Source organism: Woodsholea maritima DSM 17123, from assembly GCF_000382325.1.
GTDB classification, from domain to species: Bacteria; Pseudomonadota; Alphaproteobacteria; order Caulobacterales; family Maricaulaceae; genus Woodsholea; species Woodsholea maritima.
This window is the reverse complement of record NZ_KB908067.1, coordinates 1-24127: the sequence shown is the minus strand read 5'-3', so window position 1 is coordinate 24127 and position 24127 is coordinate 1. Positions and strand designations below refer to the sequence as shown.

14 protein-coding genes and 1 tRNA gene are annotated in these 24127 nt (G+C 52.2%); all 15 read right to left on the bottom strand.

Annotated elements, in window-relative coordinates:
- Positions 1-73 precede the first annotated feature (73 nt).
- A complete protein-coding gene (tuf, locus tag H151_RS0114895) occupies positions 74-1249 on the bottom strand; it encodes an elongation factor Tu (protein WP_019961578.1) in 1176 nt (391 codons plus the stop codon).
- Positions 1250-1300: 51 nt separating this feature from the next.
- On the bottom strand, positions 1301-3376 hold the full coding sequence (gene fusA / locus H151_RS0114890) for an elongation factor G (protein WP_019962458.1): 2076 nt from the start codon (positions 3374-3376) through the stop codon (positions 1301-1303).
- 41 nt (positions 3377-3417) lie between these two features.
- Entirely contained in the window at positions 3418-3888 is a 471-nt protein-coding gene (rpsG, locus tag H151_RS0114885) for a 30S ribosomal protein S7 (RefSeq protein ID WP_019962457.1), read from the bottom strand.
- 10 nt (positions 3889-3898) lie between these two features.
- A complete protein-coding gene (gene rpsL / locus H151_RS0114880) occupies positions 3899-4270 on the bottom strand; it encodes a 30S ribosomal protein S12 (protein ID WP_019962456.1) in 372 nt (123 codons plus the stop codon).
- Between the two features lie 488 nt (positions 4271-4758).
- Positions 4759-8967 (bottom strand): DNA-directed RNA polymerase subunit beta', encoded by a 4209-nt coding sequence (rpoC, locus tag H151_RS0114875; protein WP_019962455.1) that lies wholly within the window; start codon positions 8965-8967, stop codon positions 4759-4761.
- Between the two features lie 81 nt (positions 8968-9048).
- Positions 9049-13128 carry a DNA-directed RNA polymerase subunit beta gene (rpoB, locus tag H151_RS0114870; protein WP_019962454.1) on the bottom strand — a complete coding sequence of 1360 codons (4080 nt, stop codon included), beginning with the start codon at positions 13126-13128 and terminating at the stop codon, positions 9049-9051.
- A gap of 246 nt (positions 13129-13374) precedes the next feature.
- Positions 13375-13749 (bottom strand): 50S ribosomal protein L7/L12, encoded by a 375-nt coding sequence (rplL, locus tag H151_RS0114865; protein WP_019962453.1) that lies wholly within the window; start codon positions 13747-13749, stop codon positions 13375-13377.
- A 59-nt stretch (positions 13750-13808) separates the two neighbouring features.
- Positions 13809-14324, bottom strand: a complete 516-nt coding sequence (rplJ, locus tag H151_RS0114860) for a 50S ribosomal protein L10 (protein ID WP_019962452.1) — start codon at positions 14322-14324, stop codon at positions 13809-13811.
- Positions 14325-14662: 338 nt separating this feature from the next.
- Positions 14663-15370 (bottom strand): 50S ribosomal protein L1, encoded by a 708-nt coding sequence (rplA, locus tag H151_RS0114855; protein ID WP_019962451.1) that lies wholly within the window; start codon positions 15368-15370, stop codon positions 14663-14665.
- Between the two features lie 5 nt (positions 15371-15375).
- Positions 15376-15807, bottom strand: coding sequence for a 50S ribosomal protein L11 (rplK, locus tag H151_RS0114850; protein ID WP_019962450.1), 432 nt, complete (start codon positions 15805-15807; stop codon positions 15376-15378).
- A 122-nt stretch (positions 15808-15929) separates the two neighbouring features.
- A complete protein-coding gene (gene nusG, locus H151_RS0114845) occupies positions 15930-16463 on the bottom strand; it encodes a transcription termination/antitermination protein NusG (RefSeq protein WP_019962449.1) in 534 nt (177 codons plus the stop codon).
- Positions 16464-16475: 12 nt separating this feature from the next.
- Entirely contained in the window at positions 16476-16754 is a 279-nt protein-coding gene (secE, locus tag H151_RS0114840) for a preprotein translocase subunit SecE (protein WP_019962448.1), read from the bottom strand.
- A gap of 53 nt (positions 16755-16807) precedes the next feature.
- Positions 16808-16883, bottom strand: a tRNA-Trp gene (locus tag H151_RS0114835).
- Positions 16884-17109: 226 nt separating this feature from the next.
- Positions 17110-20178: a TonB-dependent receptor domain-containing protein gene (locus H151_RS0114830; protein WP_019962447.1), complete on the bottom strand. Its 3069-nt coding sequence runs from the start codon at positions 20176-20178 to the stop codon at positions 17110-17112.
- Between the two features lie 405 nt (positions 20179-20583).
- Positions 20584-23670, bottom strand: coding sequence for a TonB-dependent receptor (locus H151_RS0114825; RefSeq protein WP_019962446.1), 3087 nt, complete (start codon positions 23668-23670; stop codon positions 20584-20586).
- Positions 23671-24127: the final 457 nt, after the last annotated feature.

The following is a 24127-nucleotide window of genomic DNA, read 5'->3' as shown; positions in this document are numbered from 1 at the left end:
TATAAACGCCTTGTGGGCGGTGCGACGTTTGACGGGCGCACCGCCCCAAGCTCGTAATGTGTTATCCTAGAGCCTACTCGATGATTTTCGAGACGACGCCAGCGCCTACGGTACGACCACCTTCGCGGATCGCGAAGCGCAGTTTTTCTTCCATAGCGATGGGTTGGATCAGCTCAACGTTTACTTCCACGTTATCGCCTGGCATCACCATTTCGGTGCCTTCCTTCAACGTCACGATACCGGTGACGTCGGTGGTACGGAAGTAGAATTGCGGGCGATAGTTATTGAAGAATGGGGTGTGACGACCGCCTTCTTCTTTGGTCAGAATGTAGGCCTCGGCCTCAAACTTCGCGTGTGGCTTGATAGAACCGGGCTTGGCCAGAACCTGACCACGCTCAACGCCTTCACGGTCAACACCGCGCAGAAGTGCGCCAACATTGTCGCCCGCTTGACCTTGGTCAAGAAGCTTGCGGAACATTTCAACACCGGTACAGGTTGATTTCGTCGTTGGGCGGATACCCACGATTTCAACTTCGTCACCGACCTTCAAGATACCGCGCTCAATACGGCCCGTTACAACCGTACCACGACCAGAGATCGAGAACACGTCCTCGATCGGCATCAAGAAGGCTTGGTCGATCGGACGCTCTGGGGTTGGGATATATTCATCCACAGCCGCCATCAGCTCACGGATCTTGTCTTCACCGATATTCGCGTCACGGCCCTCAAGTGCGGCCAGAGCAGAACCAGAAACGATTGGAATATCGTCGCCTGGGAAATCGTAAGACGAAAGCAGCTCGCGCACTTCCATCTCAACCAATTCCAACAATTCTTCGTCGTCAACCTGGTCAACTTTGTTCAAGAACACAACCAGCGCAGGAACACCAACCTGACGGGCAAGCAGGATGTGCTCACGGGTCTGTGGCATAGGGCCATCCGCCGCGTTCACAACCAGGATACCGCCGTCCATCTGCGCCGCACCGGTGATCATGTTCTTAACATAGTCAGCGTGACCGGGGCAGTCCACGTGCGCATAGTGACGGTTTTCCGTCTCATACTCAACGTGAGCCGTAGAAATCGTGATACCGCGTGCCTTCTCTTCCGGCGCGCCGTCAATCTGATCATAGGCGCGGAATTCACCAAAATACTTGGTGATCGCAGCCGTCAACGTCGTCTTACCGTGGTCAACGTGACCAACTGTACCAATGTTGACGTGCGGTTTGTTACGTTCAAACTTTTCCTTGGCCATTTTCTTTACTCGCTCTTATCTCTAGCGCCAATTAAGTCCCGCAAAGCGGTCTTAGGCGATTTTTGAAATCACTTCGTCAGCCACAGCCTGCGGCACAGGCGCGTAGTGATCGAATACCATTGAGAATTGTGCACGCCCTTGCGTTGCAGAACGCAGGTTGTTCACATAACCGAACATGTTCGCCAGCGGCACCATCGCATTCACGACGGTAGCATTGCCGCGCATTTCCTGGTCACGGATCTGACCACGGCGAGAGTTCAAGTCACCAATAACAGAACCGGTGTACTCGTCTGGCGTTACCACTTCGACCTTCATGACAGGTTCCAGCAGCTTAATGCCCAACTTGCCCTTGGCTTCACGCATTGCAGCACGTGCCGCGATTTCGAAGGCCAGTACGCTTGAGTCAACGTCGTGATAGGCACCATCGACCAAGGTCGCCTTGAAGTCGATCAGCGGGAAGCCGGCCAGAAGACCGTTTTCACGCACGGAGTTGATACCTTTTTCAACGCCAGGGATATATTCTTTAGGAACAGAACCACCAACAATCTCAGAGGTGAAGCTGAACGCCTCGCCTGGCTCGCAAGGCTCGAACCGAACTTTAATACGCGCGAACTGACCAGAACCACCAGATTGTTTCTTGTGGGTATAGTCGATTTCGGCGGTCTGGCTGATAGTCTCGCGGTAAGCCACTTGAGGCTGACCAACGGTTGCTTCAACCTTAAATTCACGGCGCATACGGTCGACCAAAATGTCGAGGTGCAATTCGCCCATACCCGCAATGATGGTCTGCCCAGATTCTTCGTCAGTGGTGACGCGGAAAGATGGATCTTCAGCGGCCAAACGGTTCAGCGCGAGACCCAGTTTTTCTTGGTCGCCTTTAGACTTAGGCTCAATCGCGATCTCGATCACAGGCTCTGGGAATTCCATACGCTCCAAGATTACAGGCTTGGATGGAATGCACAGCGTGTCGCCCGTGGTGGTGTCTTTCAGACCCGCAATAGCCACGATGTCACCGGCATAGGCCTCTTTGATGTCCTCACGAGAGTTGGAGTGCATCTGAAGCATACGACCGATACGCTCTTTCTTACCTTTAACGGTATTCAAGAGCGAGACACCGGTTTCCAGGTGACCAGAATAAATGCGGCAGAAAGTCAAAGAGCCAACGAAGGGGTCGTTTGCAATTTTGAACGCCAACATCGCCAAAGGTTCTTCATCAGAAGACTTGCGAACGACTGGCTCTTCTGAATCTGGCAAAACACCTTTAATGTCAGGCACTTCAACCGGAGACGGTAAGAAGTCAACAACCGCATCAAGAAGCGGCTGTACACCTTTGTTTTTAAAGGCCGTACCGCAAAGTACAGGCACGAAGTGCAGACCGATTGTGCCCTTACGGATCAATTTGATCAGCTCTTCATTGGTTGGCTCAGTGCCTTCCAAGTAAGCTTCCATGGCCGCTTCGTCCATTTCGACGGCGGTTTCGATCAATTGCTCGCGGTATTCAGCAGCTTTATCGGCCAGATCCGCAGGGATCTCTTCTTCGTGGAAGGCAGCGCCGAGGCTTTCTTCTTCCCAGATGATCGCCTTCATTTTGATCAGGTCGATCACACCCGCAAACTCGTTTTCAGATCCGATTGGCAACTGAACCGGCACCGGCTTTGCACCCAGACGATCAATGATCATCTGAACGCAGCGGTAGAAGTCCGCACCCAGCTTGTCCATCTTGTTGACGAACACCATACGGGGGACTTTATACTTGTCGCCTTGGCGCCATACGGTCTCGGTCTGAGGCTCAACACCCGCATTGGCATCCAAACAGCAAACCGCACCATCCAGAACGCGCAAAGAGCGCTCAACTTCAATCGTGAAGTCAACGTGGCCTGGGGTGTCGATGATGTTCAAACGCTTTTCACGCCAGAAACAGGTGGTCGCGGCAGAGGTGATGGTAATACCACGCTCTTGCTCTTGCTCCATCCAGTCCATGGTCGCAGCGCCATCGTGCACTTCGCCAATTTTGTGCGATTTACCGGTGTAATAGAGGATACGCTCGGTCGTCGTCGTTTTCCCAGCATCGATGTGAGCCATGATGCCGAAATTACGATAATCCTCAATTTTGTGCGTGCGAGCCATGAGAAAAGTCCTTTAGAACCGCTTTTGCCGCTAAATAAATTTTACCAACGATAGTGTGCGAAGGCCCGGTTAGCTTCCGCCATCCGGTGGGTATCTTCACGTTTCTTAATTGCCGAACCGCGGTTAGAGGCCGCATCCAACAATTCCCCTGCGAGACGCTCACGCATCGTGTTTTCATTGCGGTTACGCGCCGCAGATGCCAACCAGCGGATCGCCAGCGCCTTGCGGCGGTCAGGGCGAACCTCACAAGGCACCTGATAGGTCGCACCACCAACACGGCGTGAACGAACTTCAACCTCAGGAGACACATTTGACAAAGCGTCATGGAACACAGCCACAGGCTCACGCTTGGCTTTGTCCTCGATGATGTCCAGGGCACCATAAATGATGCGCTCAGCGACAGACTTCTTACCATCGAGCATGATGTAGTTCATGAACTTCGTCAGATCCTTATCGCCATATTTGGCGTCAGGCAGAATTTCACGTTTCTCAGCGCGGTGACGACGAGACATAGACCTCTCCTTACTTCGGACGCTTCGCGCCGTAATGCGAACGGCGTTGCTTCCGGTCTTTTACGCCCTGGGTATCCAGGACACCGCGAAGAATGTGGTAACGTACACCTGGCAAGTCTTTTACACGACCGCCACGGATCAGAACCACTGAGTGTTCTTGCAGATTGTGACCTTCACCCGGAATGTAGCTCACCACCTCATAACCAGAGGTCAAACGAACTTTCGCGACTTTACGAAGCGCTGAGTTTGGCTTCTTCGGGGTGGTCGTATACACACGTGTGCATACACCGCGGCGCTGCGGGCAAGCAAGCAGCGCAGGCACTTTGTTGCGCTTCGGCTTGTCTTTCCGCGGCTTGCGGATGAGCTGGTTAATCGTTGGCATTCCGCTACGTCCTAATGTCCGCTCAGCGCCTGCAGCAGCATTGCCACAGGACGCGTAAATCCACCCGCAACATGCCCATCCTTATGACGACACTTGCAGGCGGCTTGAAACCTAATCTTTTCGCAATTTCGGACGACGTCTAATCCATGAGGATTACGGCTCGTCCCCGAAAACGAGCGCGGAACCTACTCACATGAATCGGTTCCGTCAAGACGCCCTCGTCACCATTTATTCACATGGTGTGCGTTTTTTCACTCACGCGCGCCATTTAAAGGGGTCAAACACGGTTTTGCAAGACTTAAGCCCCCTCGCGAACGCCTCAGCTCGCCTGTTGGGCGAATACGCATCCTTACTCTATCTTTGGGCGTGGTCTTTATAGGGCAATCAACGCACCTAGGCGCGATGATTCTGGAACGCGCGACTCACCATAAAGAAAGGGGAGCGCGAACCGCACTCCCCTCACCTTCAGGTCATTTTAAAAGGTGCAATTAAGATTGCGCCTCTTGAGCGGCCGCTTCTGCGATTTCACTAGGCAGAGCTTCAACACCGCCCTCCATCGTTTCGGCTTTACGCTCTTCAATTTCCTCTTCATCGCGGCTATCGGCAATGGATTGGAAGGTACGCATCATCCCGCCGGTACCGGCCGGGATCAGACGACCAACAATCACGTTTTCCTTCAAGCCTTCCAACGTGTCGACTTTACCCTGGATCGAGGCTTCGGTCAGAACGCGGGTGGTCTCCTGGAAGGAGGCCGCAGAGATGAAGGAGCGCGTTTGCAGCGAGGCCTTGGTAATACCCAAGAGGACCGGATCACCTTTGGCCAGAGGCTTACCCTCTTTTTCCAGGCGTTCGTTCATCTCGATATAGTCCAGCTTGTCGACCTGCTCACCGATCAAGAAGCCAGACGCACCAGGGTCTGAAATCTCAATCTTCTGCAGCATCTGACGCACCACAACTTCGATGTGCTTGTCGTTAATCGGCACGCCCTGCAGTCGGTAAACTTCCTGGATCTCATCGATCAGATAGTTCGCCAACGCTTCGACACCCATAATACGCAAGATATCATGCGGGGCTGGATTACCGTCGAGCAGGTATTCACCGCGGGCAATGAAGTCACCTTCTTGAACCGCCAAGTGCTTACCCTTTGGCACCAGATATTCCACCGGTTCCGCATCGCCTTCAGGGACAATCGAGATACGGCGCTTATTCTTATAATCGCGGCCAAATTCGATACGCCCATCAATCTCAGCGATGATGGCGTGATCTTTTGGACGACGCGCTTCAAAGAGTTCCGCCACACGCGGCAGACCACCGGTAATGTCACGCGTTTTCGCACCCTCGGTTGGGATACGCGCCATGACGTCACCGGGTTGAACTTCGTCGCCGTCATTGACCGACAAAATCGCGCCTACAGACAGCATATAGCTGGCTGGTGCCCCATTTTGCAGACGCACAGGCTCCCCATGCTCATCCACGATGACCACAGCGGGCTGCAGGGCGCTCGCCTTGGCGCTACCGCGCCAATCGATCACGACTTTAGACGAAATACCGGTCGCCTCATCGGCTTCTTCCTTCACGGTGACCCCTTCGGTCACGTCAAGGAATTTCACCCGGCCGCCAACTTCAGTCACCATCGGTTGGGTATAAGGATCCCATTCCACCAAGCGCTGACCGCGTTCGACTTTATCGCCTTCATCAACGCGCAGTTTCGATCCGTATTGCAGCTTATGGGTCTCGCGCTCTTTACCTTCGGTATCGACGATTGCCACTTGCATGTTACGGCTCATGACGATGAAGGCCCCTTCAGAGTTCTTCACCGTTGAGCGGTCTTTGAAGCGGATGGTCCCTTCATGGGTCGCTTCGACGAAGGATTGCTCAGACACCTGCGCCGTACCACCGATGTGGAAGGTCCGCATCGTCAACTGGGTACCCGGCTCACCAATAGACTGAGCCGCGATAACCCCGATGGCTTCGCCCATATTGACCTTCGTGCCGCGCGCCAGGTCACGACCATAACAGGCCGCACACACACCGATACGGGTTTCACAGGTCAAAGGCGAACGCATCTTCACAGAGACAACGCCAGCATCTTCGATGGCCTGGCAGAGATCTTCGTCCAGATAGCTATCGATCGGGGCAATGATCTCACCGGTTTCGGGATGCTTGATGTCCTCAGCGGCCGTACGGCCCAGAAGACGTTGCCCCAGGGTCACGATGACATCACCGCCTTGAACGACGGCGCTGGCTTCGATGCCGATTTCCGTGCCGCAATCATCCTCAGTAATGATACAGTCTTGCGCCACATCGACCAAACGACGGGTCAAATACCCAGAGTTCGCAGTTTTCAGCGCGGTATCGGCCAGACCCTTACGGGCACCGTGGGTTGAGTTGAAGTACTCAAGAACGGTCAGGCCTTCTTTAAAGTTCGAGATGATCGGCGTTTCAATGATCGAACCATCTGGACGCGCCATCAGACCGCGCATGCCGGCGAGCTGTTTCATCTGGTTCTTCGAACCACGCGCCCCTGAGTGGGCCATCATGTAAACCGAATTGACCTCACCGACTTTACCGTCAGCGCCAATCATAGGCTTAGAGATTTCTTCCATCATGGCGTCCGCGACCTTGTCGGTACACTTCGACCACGCATCAACGGCCTTGTTGTATTTCTCACCCTTGGTGATCAGACCATCAACATATTGCTGCTCGTAATCGCCAACCAAGGCTTTGGTTTCATCCACCAGAACCTGCTTGGCCGCAGGGATCAGCATGTCGTCCTTACCAAAGGAAATACCCGCACGCGCCGCTTCTTTGAAGCCCAGCCCCATGATCTTATCACAGAAGATCACCGTCGATTTCTGACCTGTGTGGCGATACACCACATCAATCAAGCCCCCGATGGCTTTCTTGGTCAAAAGACCATTGAGCAATTCAACGCCCAGTTTCGGGTGTTTCGGGAAGTGCTCCAGCAACTTCATCTTACCCGGAGTGGTCTCGATCACGCGCGCGCGGATCTCGCCATCTGGGTCGCAGACTTTATACCGGGCCTTAACTTTGGCATGCAGGCTGACCACGCCGGCGTCCAGCGCCGCGTCGATCTCGGCCATGGTACCAAAGGTCATGCCCTCGCCGGGCTCGCCCTCTTTCTCAATCGAAAGATAGTAAAGGCCCAGAACGATATCCTGCGAAGGCACGATGATCGGCTTACCATTGGCAGGCGACAAGATGTTGTTGGTCGACATCATCAAGACGCGCGCTTCCAACTGCGCTTCCAGCGACAGTGGAACGTGAACGGCCATCTGGTCACCGTCGAAGTCGGCGTTGAACGCCGCACAGACCAGCGGGTGCAGCTGGATCGCCTTACCTTCGATCAGTTTCGGCTCGAACGCCTGAATGCCCAAACGGTGCAAGGTCGGTGCCCGGTTGAGCATGACGGGGTGCTCACGGATCACCTCATCAAGAACGTCCCAAACCTCTGGGCGTTCTTTTTCGACCATCTTCTTGGACTGTTTCACCGTGCCGGACAGGCCCTTGGCGTCAAGACGCGCATAGATGAAGGGCTTGAACAGCTCCAGCGCCATTTTCTTGGGCAGACCACATTGGTGCAGCTTCAGATCAGGCCCCACCACGATCACCGAACGACCCGAATAGTCGACGCGTTTACCCAGCAAGTTCTGACGGAAGCGACCTTGCTTACCCTTCAGCATGTCTGAAAGCGATTTCAGCGGACGCTTATTGGCACCGGTAATGACGCGGCCACGGCGACCATTGTCGAACAGCGCATCCACAGACTCTTGCAACATCCGCTTTTCGTTACGGATGATGATGTCCGGCGCACGCAGCTCAATCAGGCGCTTCAAACGGTTATTCCGGTTGATCACACGGCGATAGAGATCATTAAGGTCAGAGGTCGCGAAACGACCGCCATCCAGAGGCACCAGCGGGCGCAGCTCTGGCGGGATGACCGGAATAACCGTCATGATCATCCACTCAGGCTTATTGTTAGACCCGAGGAAGGATTCCATCAGCTTGGTGCGTTTTGCCAGCTTTTTCAGCTTCAGCTCAGAACCGGTTTCGGTCATTTCCTGACGCATACGCTCGCATTCTTTTTCAAGATCAAGCGCGGCCAGGCCGTCACGAATGGCTTCGGCACCAATACTCGCGGTGAAAGCATCTTCACCGTATTCGTCAATCGCTTCGTAATATTCTTCTTCGGTCAGAAGCTGGTTATGTTGCAGCGGGGTCAGGCCCGGCTCCATCACCAGATACGCTTCGAAGTAGAGAACGCGCTCAACATCTTTCAAAGCCATATCCATCATCAACGCAATGCGAGAGGGCAAAGACTTCAAGAACCAGATGTGGGCCACAGGGGCTGCGAGCTCGATATGGCCCATGCGCTCACGGCGCACGCGCGCCAGCGTCACTTCAACGCCGCACTTCTCACAGACAATCCCTTTATACTTGATGCGCTTATATTTGCCGCACAAGCATTCATAGTCTTTGGTTGGGCCAAAAATCCGTGCGCAGAACAGGCCGTCGCGCTCAGGTTTAAAGGTCCGATAGTTAATTGTTTCAGGCTTCTTCACTTCGCCATACGACCAAGAGAGAATTTTCTCTGGGCTGGCGAGCTGAATCCGGATCCGGTCAAAGGCAGGGCCTTCAGCCGACGGATTGAAGATATTCATGACCTCTTGGTTCATTGTCCGTCTCCCTGACGGTGATGGGATGCGCCCTAGTGAGGGCCGGAGCGCATCCCTCAGACATTAACTGCCGAAGCGGCCTTACTCGTTTATCAACTCAACATTGAGGCCCAGAGAGCGCATCTCTTTGACCAGAACGTTGAAGCTTTCTGGAATACCAGCTTCAAAGGTGTCATCGCCGCGAACAATGGCTTCGTAGACTTTCGTCCGGCCTGCCACGTCATCGGATTTCACCGTGAGCATCTCTTGAAGCGTATAAGCTGCACCATAGGCCTGCAGCGCCCACACTTCCATCTCACCGAAGCGCTGACCCCCGAACTGGGCCTTACCGCCCAACGGCTGTTGGGTGACCAGGCTGTAGGGGCCGATTGAGCGGGCGTGGATCTTGTCATCGACCAAGTGGTGGAGTTTCAGCAAGTGCTTAATCCCAACCGTAACCGGGCGTTTGAATTTATCGCCCGTTTGGCCGTCATAGAGATCAGATTGCCCGCTTTCATTAAAGCCAGCACGCTTCAAGTGATCAACGATGTCTTTCTCACGTGCACCGTCAAACACCGGGGTCGCAATCGGAACACCATTGGCGAGGTTTTTACCAAGCTCGACGAGCTCTTCCTCGGTTTCTGGCATTTCCTGATCTGGACCATAGGCGTTATCGAGCGCGGCCTTCAGCTCCGTCATCGAACCATCACGCTTGTAAGCGTTGACGGCGCGTTCAATTTGACGGCCCAGACCCTTACACGCAAAGCCGAGATGGGTTTCCAAGATCTGACCGACATTCATGCGAGAAGGCACGCCCAACGGGTTCAGAACGATGTCAACCGGTGTACCATCGGCCAGGAATGGCATGTCTTCCAAGGGGTTGATCTTAGAGATAACCCCTTTGTTGCCGTGACGACCGGCCATTTTGTCACCGGGCTGAAGCTTACGCTTCACGGCCACAAAGACTTTGACCATTTTCATCACGCCCGGAGGCAGCTCATCACCGCGTTGCAGCTTCTCAACCTTGTCTTCGAAGCGACGATCCAGACGGGCTTTGCTTTCGTCGTATTGCTTTTTCAAGCTTTCGACTTCGCCCATGGCCTGCTCGTCATCGAGACCGATTTTCCACCACTGTGAGGCCGGCACTTCAGCCAAGGCGTCCTCGGTGACATCACCTTTGGCAAAGCCGCGCGGACCAGAGACCGCATGCTTACCCAACATAATGTCTTTCAGACGTGAATAGATATTGCGCTCCAGGATCGACAATTCGTCATCACGGTCCTCGCCCAAGCGTTCAATCTCTTGACGCTCAATCGACAAGGCCCGCTCGTCCTTATCAATACCATGACGGTTAAAGACGCGAACTTCAACGATGGTCCCGGTGGTGCCTGGTGGCAGACGCAAGGATGTATCACGCACATCAGAGGCCTTCTCACCGAAGATGGCGCGCAGAAGCTTTTCTTCCGGCGTCATTGGGCTCTCACCCTTCGGCGTCACCTTACCGACCAGAATGTCGCCGGGGCCGACTTCAGCACCAATAGCCACGATCCCGGCTTCGTCGAGATTACGCAGCGCTTCTTCACCGACGTTTGGAATGTCGCGGGTAATCTCTTCAGGGCCCAATTTCGTATCGCGCGCCATGACCTCAAACTCTTCCAAGTGGATAGAGGTGAAGACGTCATCGGTCACGATACGCTCAGAGATGAGAATGGAGTCCTCGAAATTATACCCGTTCCACGGCATGAACGCCACGAGCACGTTACGCCCCAGAGCCAAATCACCCAGATCGGTCGATGGACCATCCGCAATGATATCGCCAGTGCGTACCGCATCGCCAACCTTCACGATTGGACGCTGATTGATACAGGTCGATTGGTTCGAGCGCTGGAATTTCATCAAGCGATAGATGTCCACGCCAGACTGGCTGGAATCGACATCACCGGTTGCGCGCACAACGATACGCTGCGCATCCACCTGCTCAACCACACCGTCACGTTTGGCCGCAATCGCCGCGCCAGAATCGCGCGCCACAACCGCTTCCATACCCGTACCGACCAAAGGCGCTTCGGCTTTCACCAAAGGCACCGCTTGGCGTTGCATGTTCGAACCCATCAAAGCGCGGTTGGCGTCATCGTTTTCCAAGAAGGGAATGAGCGAGGCCGCAACTGAAACCACCTGCTTAGGCGACACGTCGATATAGTGCACCTCTTCACGCGGCATCAAAGTCGCATCACGCTTGGCACCGGCACGGCAGTTGACGAATTCGTGGGCCAACATGCCATTATCATCGACCGTCGCATTGGCCTGAGCGATATTATAACGCGCTTCTTCCATCGCGGTCAGGTAATTGACCTCATCGGTCAGCTTACCGTCGATGACCTTGCGGTATGGGCTTTCGATGAAGCCATATTTGTTCACACGCGCATAGCTCGACAATGAGTTGATCAGACCAATATTTGGACCTTCAGGGGTCTCAATCGGGCAAATCCGGCCGTAGTGGGTCGGGTGAACGTCGCGGACTTCAAAGCCGGCACGCTCACGGGTCAAACCACCTGGGCCCAAGGCTGACATGCGGCGCTTGTGCGTCACTTCAGACAAGGGGTTGGTTTGGTCCATGAACTGAGACAGCTGAGACGACCCGAAGAATTCACGCACCGCCGCGGCTGCAGGCTTGGCGTTGACCAAGTCATGCGGCATCACAGTCTCGATATCGACCGAGCTCATACGTTCTTTGATGGCGCGTTCCATGCGCAGCAAACCAATGCGGTATTGGTTTTCCATCAACTCACCGACAGAGCGCACGCGGCGGTTACCGAGGTTATCGATATCGTCGATTTCGCCCTTACCATCGCGCAGACCCACCAAAGTGCGCAGCACTTCGACAATGTCTTCTTTACGCAGCACACGGATCTCATCCGAGCATTCCAGATCCAGGCGCATATTCATCTTCACCCGGCCAACGGGCGAAAGATCATAACGCTCTGAATCAAAGAACAGGCCCTGGAACAAGGCTTCAGCGGTTTCCGGGGTCGGGGGTTCACCTGGGCGCATCACGCGATAGATATCAATCAGCGCTTGCTCACGGGTGTCATTCTTGTCCGCTGACAAGGTTGAACGCATGTAAGGACCAACATTGACGCCGTCGATATCCAGAATATCGATCGCATCAACACTATTGTCCTTCAGCTCAACCATCAGCTCAGCGGTGATTTCATCCCCGGCTTCGGCAAAGATCTCACCGGTTTCCATATTGACGATGTCTTCGGCGAGGTAACGCCCAAACAAATCATCATCGGCCACCAGCAGGAATTCCAAACCATCTTCAGCCAGCTTGTTCGCCGCGCGTGCAGAGATTTTCTTGCCCGCAGGTGCGATCACTTCGCCAGATTTGGCATCGATCAGATCGCGTTGCGGCTTGGCCCCCCGCCAGCGCTCTTTCACATAAGGCACGGTCCAACCGTTGTCCTGACGCTCATAGCTGATGGCATTATAGAAGGTGCCCAGAATTTCTTCTTTATCAAGGCCGAGCGCGTAAAGCAGCGTGGTCGCTGGCAGTTTACGGCGCCGGTCGATACGCACATGGACGATGTCTTTGGCGTCGAACTCAAAGTCCAGCCAAGACCCGCGATAAGGAATAATGCGCGCCGCGAAGAGATATTTACCAGACGAGTGGGTTTTACCCTTGTCATGGTCAAAAAAGACGCCCGGCGAACGGTGCATTTGAGACACGATGACGCGCTCAGTCCCGTTGACCACAAAGGTGCCTTTGTCCGTCATCAGGGGAATATCACCCATATAGACGTCTTGTTCTTTAATGTCCTTAACAGACCGCGCGCCCGTTTCTTCATCTACATCAAAGACGATGAGGCGCATTTTGACCTTCAAAGGCGCAGCGAACGTCATATCGCGCTGTACGCACTCTTCTACGTCATATTTAGGCGCTTCGAATTCATATGAAACGAACTCCAGAACAGCACGCTCTGAAAAATCCTTGACCGGGAAGACCGATCTAAAGACGGCCTGCAGGCCTTCATCCCCACGCGCCGCAACTGCGACGTCTTTCATGAGGAAGTTTTCATAGGAATGCTTTTGAACCTCGATGAGATTCGGCATCGTGACCGCTTCTGGAATGCGACCGAACGATTTGCGAATGCGTTTCTTGCCGGTGAACGACAGACCCATTTCCGCTCCCTTTGCAGGCCTAGTGCCTTGCGCCGTCTGTGATAAGCGCGACATACGCTTACCCTGTCCGCCGAAACGGGCCTACCTGAGGGGAAAGAGGGGGGCGGTAGACCCAGCCAGATCTATCCCGGGACAGCGAGGATAGCCTGGTTAACTATTAAACGGGTTGACGGGCGTGTGGAAGACCCCACACGCCCGTCTAAACCGGGTCGCGTTAGAGGCTGGATGTCCCAGCCCCTGTCACGCTTACTTGAGTTCGACGGTTGCGCCGGCTTCCTCAAGTTTCTTTTTGATTTCCTCAGCTTCCGCTTTAGGAGCAGCCTCTTTAACGGCTTTACCACCGGCTTCAACCAAGTCTTTCGCTTCTTTGAGGCCCAGGCCAGTGATGGCGCGGACTTCTTTAATCACGTTGATTTTCTTGTCGCCTGCAGACACGAGGATGACGTCGAATTCGTCTTTCTCTTCTACAGCCGCACCAGCATCAGCGCCAGCAGCAGGCCCAGCAACAGCAACGGCAGCAGCCGCTTTAATGCCGCGCTCTTCGAGCCAATCATTCAATTCTTTCGCTTCCAAGATGGTCAGAGCGAGAAGTTCTTCACCGAGTTTTGCAATATCAGCCATTTTATTAGGTCCTTAGCATAAGCAAGTTATGTGTATCAGTTCGATAGCGGAAGATGTGATCAGCTTGCGGCTTGCTCGCGGATCGCCTCGATAGCGCCGGCAAGACCAGCACCCGGCGCGGTAACGCGCTGAGCGATTTGGCTGCCTTGGCCAGTGAGACGGGCCACGATGGTCGCGATGAGCTCTTCGCGAGACGGCATTTTGGACAGCGCATCAATGCCAGCGGCATCGAAAACTTCTGCGTCCATAAAGCCACCTTGAATGACGAATTTGTCATTCGACTTCGCGAACTCGATCGCAACTTTTGGCGCAGCAACGAAATCGTCGGAGTAGGCAATGCCAACTGGACCTTGAAACAGGTCCGAAGCACCCTCACCGGGTTTTCCTTGCAAAGCACGCTTGGCCAAACGGTTACGAACAACTTTGAACGTACCGCCAACCTCGCGCAGACGCGCCCGCAGTGATGAAATCTCCGCAACGGTCAAGCCCGAATAATGGGCAATGACGACCGAACCGGTGTTATCAAAGATCTCTGAGAGTTCTTCGATCGCATCCTGTTTCGCATTACGATCCATTGCGGTCTCCCTGAATGAACGGTTCACCACGAACCGTTCGGAACAACGCCATCAAAGCGCGCCTCCTGATGATCAGGTGCATACGCTTATAACGGCGCAACGCCTGTCCCAGGGCTCGATCCAACACATGAGATGCTTTGCAAAACTCATTGCAAAACGTGTCAGTCTCGCTCTGTCTCACACAGGGACCCAGATGGGTATTAAAGCCAGTTGCCCAGCCCCCTATGATCTCGGACAGGATAGATGCGCTTTCACCTCAAAGAGATTGGAGCGCATCCCCTACCCCTTTGAGCCCCACCGAAGTCAGCCTCAAAGGGAAACTTAGATATTAGCGTGCCTTACGCAGACGCGCTAACAGAGATGTGAGAGACATCCAGCTTCACGCCTGGGCCCATGGTAGAGCTCAACGCCGCGCGCTTCATGAATGTCCCTTTCGCACCTGATGGCTTGGCTTTCGCCAAAGCATCAAGCAACGCATTGATATTCTCAACCAAGGCCTCTTCAGAGAAGCTGGCTTTACCGACACCTGCGTGTACGATACCGGCTTTCTCGACGCGGAATTCAACCGCACCACCTTTAGAATCGTTGACAGCCTTGGTCACGTCCATCGTCACCGTACCCACTTTCGGGTTTGGCATCATACCACGTGGACCAAGAACTTTACCCAGACGGCCCACCAAAGGCATCATGTCAGGGGTCGCGATCACTTTATCAAAGTTGATATTGCCGCCCATGATCTGTTCGACCAGATCTTCTGCGCCAACAACATCTGCGCCCGCCTTTTCAGCCTCTTCCGCCTTAGGACCGCGCGCGAAAACCGCAACGCGAACCGTACGGCCCGTGCCGTTTGGCAAAAGACATACGCCGCGAACCATCTGATCAGCGTGACGAGGATCAACACCCAAGTTCACAGCAACCTCGACAGTTTCGTCGAACTTAGCGGTAGCGCGCGCCTTAATGACAGACACAGCTTCAGCCACGCTATACAATTTGTTACGGTCCAGACCCTCGCGAGCGGCCGCGATACGCTTAGCAACTTTCGCCATAGGTCTTACTCCGTGACTTCCAGGCCCATAGAACGGGCAGAACCAGCAATAATCTTGGTCGCTTGATCCAAGTCGTTCGCATTAAGGTCTTTGAACTTCGCCTCAGCAATCTCACGGCACTGGGCCAAAGAGACTTTCGCGATCGGAGCCGACTTACCCGCTTCACCTGAACCCTTTTGAACCTTAGCGGCTTTCTTCAAGAAATAGCTGGCCGGTGGGGTCTTGGTTTCGAAGGTGAAAGACTTATCCTGATAGACCGTGATGACGGTAGGGATCGGCATCCCTTTTTCCATCTCTTGGGTCTTAGCGTTAAACGCCTTACAGAATTCCATAATGTTCACACCGCGCTGACCCAAGGCTGGACCGATGGGCGGTGATGGGTTTGCTGCACCGGCAGGCACTTGCAGCTTAATATAGCCGGTAATCTTTTTAGCCATATCCCACTCCTGATGAGGCACTTGCCTCGTCTACGAAAACGACTTTCCTCATGAAAGCCGAGGGCTCGCGCGGTACGGCCTGACATGGACTTACGCCAGAGCCTCCCGCACGATTTAAACTCTTAGGAGGCTTTCTCCACCTGAGAGTATTCCAATTCGACCGGCGTTGCGCGACCGAAGATGTTAATCGCAACCTTCAAGGTTGAATTCGCATCATCGACCTCCTCAACCAGGCCATTAAAGCTTTGGAAGTGACCATCAATAACGCGGACCGTCTCACCGACTTCATAAGTGACAGTTGACTTCGGACGCTCAGCATCCTCTTCAATCTGACCCATGATCGCTTTGACTTCGCGCTCAGGCACCGGCAAAGGCTTTTTGCCAGACCCCAAGAACCCGGTCACTTTTGGCGTATTTTTCACCAGGTGATACGCCTCATCGGTCATGTCCATTTTGACAAGAACATAGCCGGGGAAATACTTACGCTCAGAGGCCACTTTGCGACCCTTGCGCACCTCAACAACCTCTTCGGTCGGCACCAAAATCTCTTCGAACTTGTCTTCCAAGCCCTTTGACACAGATTCTGTGCGGATCGCCTCAGCCACCTTCTTTTCGAAGTTCGAATAGGCGTGAACGATATACCACTTTGCGCTCATTTCTAGGACCTCTTAACCGCCTAAACCGAGCAGCCATTTGACGATGGCCCCGATAGAGCTATCCACTGCGAAAAAGAAAATACCCGCGATCACAGCAAAGATGACCACCATAATGGTTGAGACATAGGTCTCTTTCCAGCTGGTCCACGTGACCTTGCGCGCCTCTTGACGCACCTCGCTGAAGAATTTCAGCGGGTTGACAGATTTCTTCTTGGTCGGAACGCTTGAAGACGCTCCACCTGAGCCCTGCCCTTGCGTAGCGGGCTGTTTTTGTCGTGTCTGTCGCGCCATGACTTAATTTCAATTCCTGTGTGGATTTAACCCACGTTTATCGCCATCAAAACTGGCAGGGGCGGAGGGACTCGAACCCCCGGCCTACGGTTTTGGAGACCGTCGCTCTACCAACTGAGCTACACCCCTATATCAAGCCCACCACATCAGCGGGGTGTGGGCCTTACCACACTCCACCACGACGCGCCAAGCTTAGGAAGCAGGTCTTGTAGCGATAAGCGCGCCTAAACGGAAGCCCTATTTAAAGAAAAATGCAGTATTTCAGTGAAAAAGGGAGCCACTTGCGCAGCCCCCTTCTCACTCATAGGTAAACCCGATTAATATCAAGACATTTCGGGTTTACATCGGCCCGACCTTAGTAGCGTACCAAGACCTGACCAAAGACGCGCCGACCGACAATGTCGTACAGTGACGGATCAGTACCTGATTGTACGTTTGGTGCGTAGGTTTCAGGCTCACGGTCGAAGACGTTGTTCACACCCAGGGTGAAGGCTACACCTTCGGTGAACTGATACGTCCCAGACAGATCCCAATACCAAGCTGCATCGGTCCCCGTGAACGTCTCACCTGGGAAGATAACCGATGCGCGGTTATCCATGGATGAGATATAGCGAACGCGAGAGTCGATATCGAACTTGCTGAAGGACCAACGTGTATTCCAGTTGGCTTTCCACTCAGGGAAGGACGTCCCCAAGCCTTCACCGAAGAAGGATACAGTCCCTGCAAAGTCTAGCTTTGGTAGCCCATCATATTCTTGCTGTTCCCACTTCATGACATGGGTCAACAACACATTGGTCTGAACGCTACCCATGCTGGACGGCAGGTTGAACCAATCCCAATCAAAACCCCAATTCACCTGGAAGTCGAGACCAGAGGCCGATTGGCTACCGCCATTCTGGTTTGGATAGCTACCATCTGCATCACCACCAAGGCGCGGATCAAGTAAAACCTCAAGAATATCACCGCCGTAACGGCCAAGGCTCTGACACGCTGGATGATTTACATCATAGGTGGAGTTATTGCCATAATAATTATAGCAGTCTGCGATGATTTGGTTAACACCAGGGGTCAAGATTGGCCCTGAAATATCAATTTGCCACCAGTCAACAGACCCGCGAAGACGCTCTGTCCATTGGCTGTTCTTTAAAGGATCAGAGAAAACAAAGCCAACAGTATAGGTGTTCGCAGATTCTGGATTAAGATCTGTATTACCAACCAAAGTAATACCAACTTGTGAACCAGGAGTTGGCACAAATGTGGCCGGCGCAGCTACACCGTTTGCACCACATAAAGCCTCCATATTGGCAGAATCAGCTTGACGTTTCACCCCTAAAGTCGTGCAAGGGTCGAAAAATTGAGGGTTAGATCCGCCCCCAGCAAACAATTCATTGAAGTTCGGCGCACGAACAGAATGCTGATAAGACCCGCGGAAACGCGCCCAATCATTCACTTCCCAGCTCAACTCGGCCTTATAAGCGGAGTCCTTACTGCTGCCTGTCGCATCAGAGTTCGCATCTTCGAATTTTGCTTCAGACAGACGATAACCTAAAGTCAGATCCACTGAGCTTGCCAAAGGCACCAAAGCTTCACCAAAGATGTCGCGGAAGCTATTCGTGCCACCGGTGGGGCTTTGCGCGTTAAAGCCAGAAATTGGCCCACCCGCAGAACCAGGATCGAAGTCAAATTCGAACCCGCGATATTCAGCACCCAAAACGATCGACACCATGCCGGCTGGAACTTCGAAGGCATCACCCGTTACGTAAAGCTGACCCAATTGTTGAGTAAACTTCGTACGCTGGATGGAATCAACTGAGAGATAGTTCGCACATTCAGTCGACAAAGGATTACGACCGAACGGATTAAAACCGCCGGCACAAATGCTTTCACCGCCATCCGCGGCCTCGAGCACGATTTGTAAGCGATTAGTGTCGATGTTACCGGTTTGCTTCTGATCAACCTCAGTACGGCCTTCAGACAGATAGAAATTCCAATCCCATCCGCTGTTGGCAATTGGACCCGATGCACCAAAGGCGAACTGCGTTACTGTGTTTTCAAACTCAGACTGACGCAACCCCGCCGTCAAAGTCCGTTGCCGCATCATGAAAGGTTCCGTCGCACCCGAACCAATTAAATTTGGGTCGTCGCCCGTACGTGTGGCTAAAATCGTCGCAAGATCGGTTGGAATGAATGGATTGGTTACGGGAACGATCAGCTGGTAGCCAACAGTGCGCCCAGGTTCAACTAAGGTTGAGACCGCTTGAGTTGGGGAATTTTCACCTACTGCTGTTGTAAAGACGGTCGAAATAGGTGTTGGAGCAAGAGCCGAGGCCGAGGTGTACTCGGTCCACCCCAACATCCCCCACACAGATACACCGTTTTCAAAGTCATACTCGCTCTTACCCATGAAGGAGGTCCGCTCCAGAGGGAGAGTCAGCAAGTTCACATAGTCAAAGTTATAGGAATAAACATCTGGATACAGGCCAAGATTGACACTGCCATCTACAGGGTAGCGGAAGTTTTCAATATTGGAGCTAGGCGTATTGAAACGTCCCGCAGAGAACAAGGTGCCATCAATGTTGAACCCAAAGCGGTTACCCACATCTACTTTATCCGCAGCGATACCATAGCCCCCAAACACCGCATCGATCGCGGCTTCAGTGGGAGAGTTCGCCCCAAACAACAAAGAACCCTCAGGAAAGAAGCTGGTGGTTGAGGTGGCTTGTTCGGAGAATTGACGTTGGCTTTTAACCATACCTTCACGGAAAGAGCGCTCGAGCGAGAACACGGCATTACCGCGACCTTCGGAGAAATCTCCCCCTACAGTGCCCGCAAAGCGATATTCTTTGGCATCCCAGAACTCAGTGGAGTTTTGATACGAAGCGCGGAATTCGGCACCATCAAAGTCATCTTTCAAAATGACGTTTACCGCACCCGCTACTGCATCAGCACCGTACACAGCACCCGCACCGCCGGTAACCACGTCGATGCGGTCTACTAATCCTTGTGGAATAGTGTTCAAGTCAACCGTCATGTTTGATGCCGATGGCATCGCACGACGACCATCGATCAACACGATATTGCGGTTGGCACCAAAACCACGCAAGTCAACATTCGATTGACCATCATTGCCTGGGTTGTTCGATGTCGTAGAACTGGCGGGGTTAACTTGGGGCAGAGTATTTAAATAGGTATCCAGCGTAACATCTGCATTTTGCAAGACCTGCTCACCGGTGAGTGAGATTACTGGGCTTTCGCTGTTGAAATCCGGGCGCGCAATCCGCGAACCCGTAACAACGATCAAATCTTGTTGTTGATTATCCGATGCGTTTTGAGACGCATCTTGTGCATGCGCCAATGGCAAAAGCGTTACGCCAGCCAAGAGCGAACTACCCAAAAGGGCAGTTTTCGACAATCGTGACAGCATGTCTGTCCCTCCAATTGAACCATTTTTTATATGTTTGGAAGGGTCTCGCCTTTTTGACGTTATCCCCCTCCCCGATCACTAACCCGCTGTAACAGGTCAGACACATATCGTTCCTAGGAAGAAGCGGATTCGTCAATGACATTTCGATGACGAGTGTGATGAACGCACCCCATCTGTTACAAATGAACAACACATAATTAATACTAGATGAAGTTTTATTTAAGCGTACGTTATAACAATGAGGTAATAAGATAATAAATGAGCACATTTCGAATTCATTACTTAACGAATAACCGAGACGCTTAAACCCAATTAAAATCAACTTATAGTAGAAAAATTACATTAAAAAGACGGCAGGACATAAGCCTGCCGCCAGTTAGGAACAATTAGAGCAAATAGGCGAGATTAGAATGTCAAGTCAAACCCCAGGCGAATGTATCGTGGCTCCTGATAGGACTGCACTTTACGATAATCGGGATTAGCTGAACCATTCGGGCTTTCACCAAATTCGTTCAAATCCATCGCCCCTTTGAAGTTAAAGGCGTTGAAAATATCTGCCCGCAAAGTCAACTCAGAGCCAGCAAACTCAATCGGCACATCATAACGTACAGAAAAGTCGATTTGCTTGATCCAGTCACTTTCAAACTGCGTACCACGTGGGGTTGGCTTCCCATCGCAGAACCATGATGCAGCACGATAGGCACGAGCAAAAGTATCAGTTGGGTGGAAGCCTAAGCAACCGAATTTGCGGGGCGAAATGACACTGATATTGGTGCCGATCAACACGTTTTCTGTCAGCTGATACGAGCCAAACACTTTGAATTGGTGAGCACGGTGGTTTGGCAGCAAGCCATCAGCACCGTCCATCAGACCGGGCTGGTCCCAATCTTGAGTAATACCAGCATCAGTTTGGCCGATCGTTGAAATGACCTGCCCCTCAGCATTTCCTCTACTTTCGGACAAGACGTAAGAACCGCGAAGCCCCCAAACCCCATCGAAAGCACGATCGAAGCTAAATTCGACCCCAATATATTCACGCTTAACATCTGGATAGCCAAGAGCTTGAGCAGACAAGCTGACTTCACGCAATTCTGTCTCACCCGGTAGCGGATCTGAAAGAATGACTTTCATATCTTCACCAGGGTTGTGAATGACATATTGATGGAAACCACCCCAGATATCGGCACAGCCGTCTTTTGCTGCTGTTTTCAGAGCATAGCCATTTTCTTCACAATAGGCGATTACAGCTGCATCAATCGCAGAGTCTTCAGACAAACGCCCCAAAGAGCGATAGAAGAAGGTCGCCCCAACAGTCCAATCGTCATTTAGTTGGTGATCTACACCAAGAATGTATTCATCTTCATACGTTGATTGCAAACTGCGGCTGATCTGGCTGGTGGTATCTTTCAAAGATCCATCCCCGGTCACACGGCAGCCATTTGATCCTGTAGCAGCAGGGCCACCTGCAGGACAGCTTCTTGCTCCATCCCAATCAACAATTTGGTCGCCAAGAGAGAGCGGAACCCCTTTATCGTCCATTTCATCCGCACTCCAGACCCCATCGCCATTTGGATCTTTAAAGTACTGGCTCATATAAAGTTCGTAAGAGCCCATACGCGCAGCGGTATTGGTTGCCGTTGGCAGATAGTAACGACCAAATGATCCGCGAACTTTTGTCTGACCATCGCCAAACAAATCATAGTTGAAACCAAGACGCGGTCCAATTTCACCATCAAATTCAACCAATGCATCGCCTACGACATTATTCACGGTAAACTGGTCGTACCGCAAACCCAGCATCAGCGACAATTGGCTCGTTACATCCCATGCATCCTGGATGTAGTAGGCGGTGTTTTCGCCCCGAATTTCACCGCCAGAGCGGAAAATATTCAACTCCACATATTCATCACCATCCGCCATGTTGGGGGCGGTCACCCGGTCATCCTCATCTGTACGCGCTGTATAGTAGTAATACGCAGCATCATCCTGACCAATGCGCGATCTGATTGATTTCAGGTGTAATTTCTCAAGATCGTAGCCAAATCGGACATTGTGGCTACCCATGAATTCGAACTCAATATCCACATCAGCGCGATAGAATTCACGCTCAGTTTCTACTTCTGATTCAGTGGATATAGATTGAGAGTTGAGTGATTCAAACACACCTTCGGGAGACTCAAATTTACCAGTGTAATCTCCAACCCGTAAAGTATCACCCCCATCAGTTGAACTTGAATCTTTGTTACGACCATACGCAGCAGAAACCGTCAACCAGTCTGTAAATGAGCCCGTATAACGCGCTATATAGCTTGACCCACCATTTGCAAAGACAGTCGTACCTGGCTCTAGATTGTATAGGGTTTGTCCAGAGTCATTATAGAACTTGTAGGTGCTACGAGTCGTATCAGATGATGTATCAAAATAGGTGAACTCAACATGATGGTCATCTGTTATGTAGCCGTCGACTTTGAATCCATATTGAGGATCATCCGTAGTTTCCACATAGGTCTGAGTAGCTTGAGACGCAAATGTCCGCGTCTCTTGGTCATTAATCTCATATAGACCATAGAAGAACAGACGGTCTTTGATAATTGGGCCCCCTGCTTCAATGACAAAGCTCGTGTCATCTTCCTCATACAACCGATTTGCACGCGCGGGCGTGTCCGCAGATTGCTCACGAAGACTGCTCGGTGCCCAGTTAGCATGAAGCGCCAACATGAAATCGTTGGAGCCTGACTTTGTCACTGCCGTAACAACACCACCCGTCGCGCGACCGAATTCAGCCGGGTAACCACCTGTTTTTACTTCCACACTTTCGTAGAAATAAAAGGGAAGCTCAGAGCCACCGATATAGTTATTAAAGTCGGTAACGTTCAAACCATTAACATAGAACGCATTTTCAGCAACCGATGAGCCGCCAATTGAAGGCTGATTACCAAAAGCGCTATCACCCACATTCACGGTTGGCGCCAACAAAGTTACGGATGTTAGGCTGAAATCAAGAGGAACCTGCTTGATAGTTTCAGCAACATCGACCTGCAAACCAGTCGTAGTTTGAGAAAACACAAGACCTTGGATCGCCTGGCCAACGACAATGATCGTATCGTCTTCCCCATCACTTAGTGCGCGCAATTCAAAGTTAAATGATGTTTCCTGGCCTGGACGGATCGAAACATTATCCTGAGTGCGGACTTTACCGGGTGCGGAAATTACAACCTGGTAACTGCCTGACTGCAGCTCCGCAAAACGGAAGCTACCGCTTGAGTTCACGCCAGAGGTCCGTGAAAACCCACGATCCAAAGAGATAATGGTGACAGTTGCTGTATCTAACGCATTGCCATTGTCATCAGATACATTACCCGTCAGGACACCTGTTGTATATGATTGCGCCATCGCACTGGCTGAAAACGCAGGCACGGCACCCATCGCAGCGACAACACCCATGCCAACGCACATGGATGTGCTCATGAGCACATTTTTCATAGATTTCATTGTATTCCCCGATCAGATATTCGCCCTTAGGGCTTTTTATAAATTACTGAGATAGAACTTCATTGAATTCAGTCAATTGAAATCCCTCCCTCCATGAGCTCCTGCAAGCAGGTTCAACTCATGGCGCTATCGTGCCGACATTCTAAATGTTCGGTCAAGATCATTACATGTATTTATTTTAATGAGACGGTTAGGTTGTTGCTAAATGGGCACACGCGCACTTTGATAACATGTCATTTAGAATAATTTGCATATAAATAAGAATAACCTGAAATATTAATAGGCATTATAAATCAATAAGCTATTATAGCGCCCATCCATCACACCCTTTAAACACGAAAAAAGCTCCCATTGGGAGCTTTTATAAACGCCTTGTGGGCGGTGCGACGTTTGACGGGCGCACCGCCCCAAGCTCGTAATGTGTTATCCTAGAGCCTACTCGATGATTTTCGAGACG

Excerpts from the sequence above, each read along its gene's own strand:
- rplJ (WP_019962452.1), bottom strand. The coding sequence starts at position 14,324 with ATGGATCGTAATGCGAAACAGGATGCGATCGAAGAACTCTCAGAGATC.
- rplA (WP_019962451.1), bottom strand. The coding sequence starts at position 15,370 with ATGGCGAAAGTTGCTAAGCGTATCGCGGCCGCTCGCGAGGGTCTGGAC.
- rplK (WP_019962450.1), bottom strand. The coding sequence starts at position 15,807 with ATGGCTAAAAAGATTACCGGCTATATTAAGCTGCAAGTGCCTGCCGGT.
- H151_RS0114830 (WP_019962447.1), bottom strand. The coding sequence starts at position 20,178 with ATGCTGTCACGATTGTCGAAAACTGCCCTTTTGGGTAGTTCGCTCTTG.
- rpsL (WP_019962456.1), bottom strand. The coding sequence starts at position 4,270 with ATGCCAACGATTAACCAGCTCATCCGCAAGCCGCGGAAAGACAAGCCG.
- tuf (WP_019961578.1), bottom strand. The coding sequence starts at position 1,249 with ATGGCCAAGGAAAAGTTTGAACGTAACAAACCGCACGTCAACATTGGT.
- secE (WP_019962448.1), bottom strand. The coding sequence starts at position 16,754 with ATGGCGCGACAGACACGACAAAAACAGCCCGCTACGCAAGGGCAGGGC.
- rpsG (WP_019962457.1), bottom strand. The coding sequence starts at position 3,888 with ATGTCTCGTCGTCACCGCGCTGAGAAACGTGAAATTCTGCCTGACGCC.
- rpoB (WP_019962454.1), bottom strand. The coding sequence starts at position 13,128 with ATGGGTCTGTCGTTCACCGGCAAGAAACGCATTCGCAAATCGTTCGGT.
- rplL (WP_019962453.1), bottom strand. The coding sequence starts at position 13,749 with ATGGCTGATATTGCAAAACTCGGTGAAGAACTTCTCGCTCTGACCATC.
- H151_RS0114825 (WP_019962446.1), bottom strand. The coding sequence starts at position 23,670 with ATGAAATCTATGAAAAATGTGCTCATGAGCACATCCATGTGCGTTGGC.
- rpoC (WP_019962455.1), bottom strand. The coding sequence starts at position 8,967 with ATGAACCAAGAGGTCATGAATATCTTCAATCCGTCGGCTGAAGGCCCT.
- nusG (WP_019962449.1), bottom strand. The coding sequence starts at position 16,463 with ATGAGCGCAAAGTGGTATATCGTTCACGCCTATTCGAACTTCGAAAAG.
- fusA (WP_019962458.1), bottom strand. The coding sequence starts at position 3,376 with ATGGCTCGCACGCACAAAATTGAGGATTATCGTAATTTCGGCATCATG.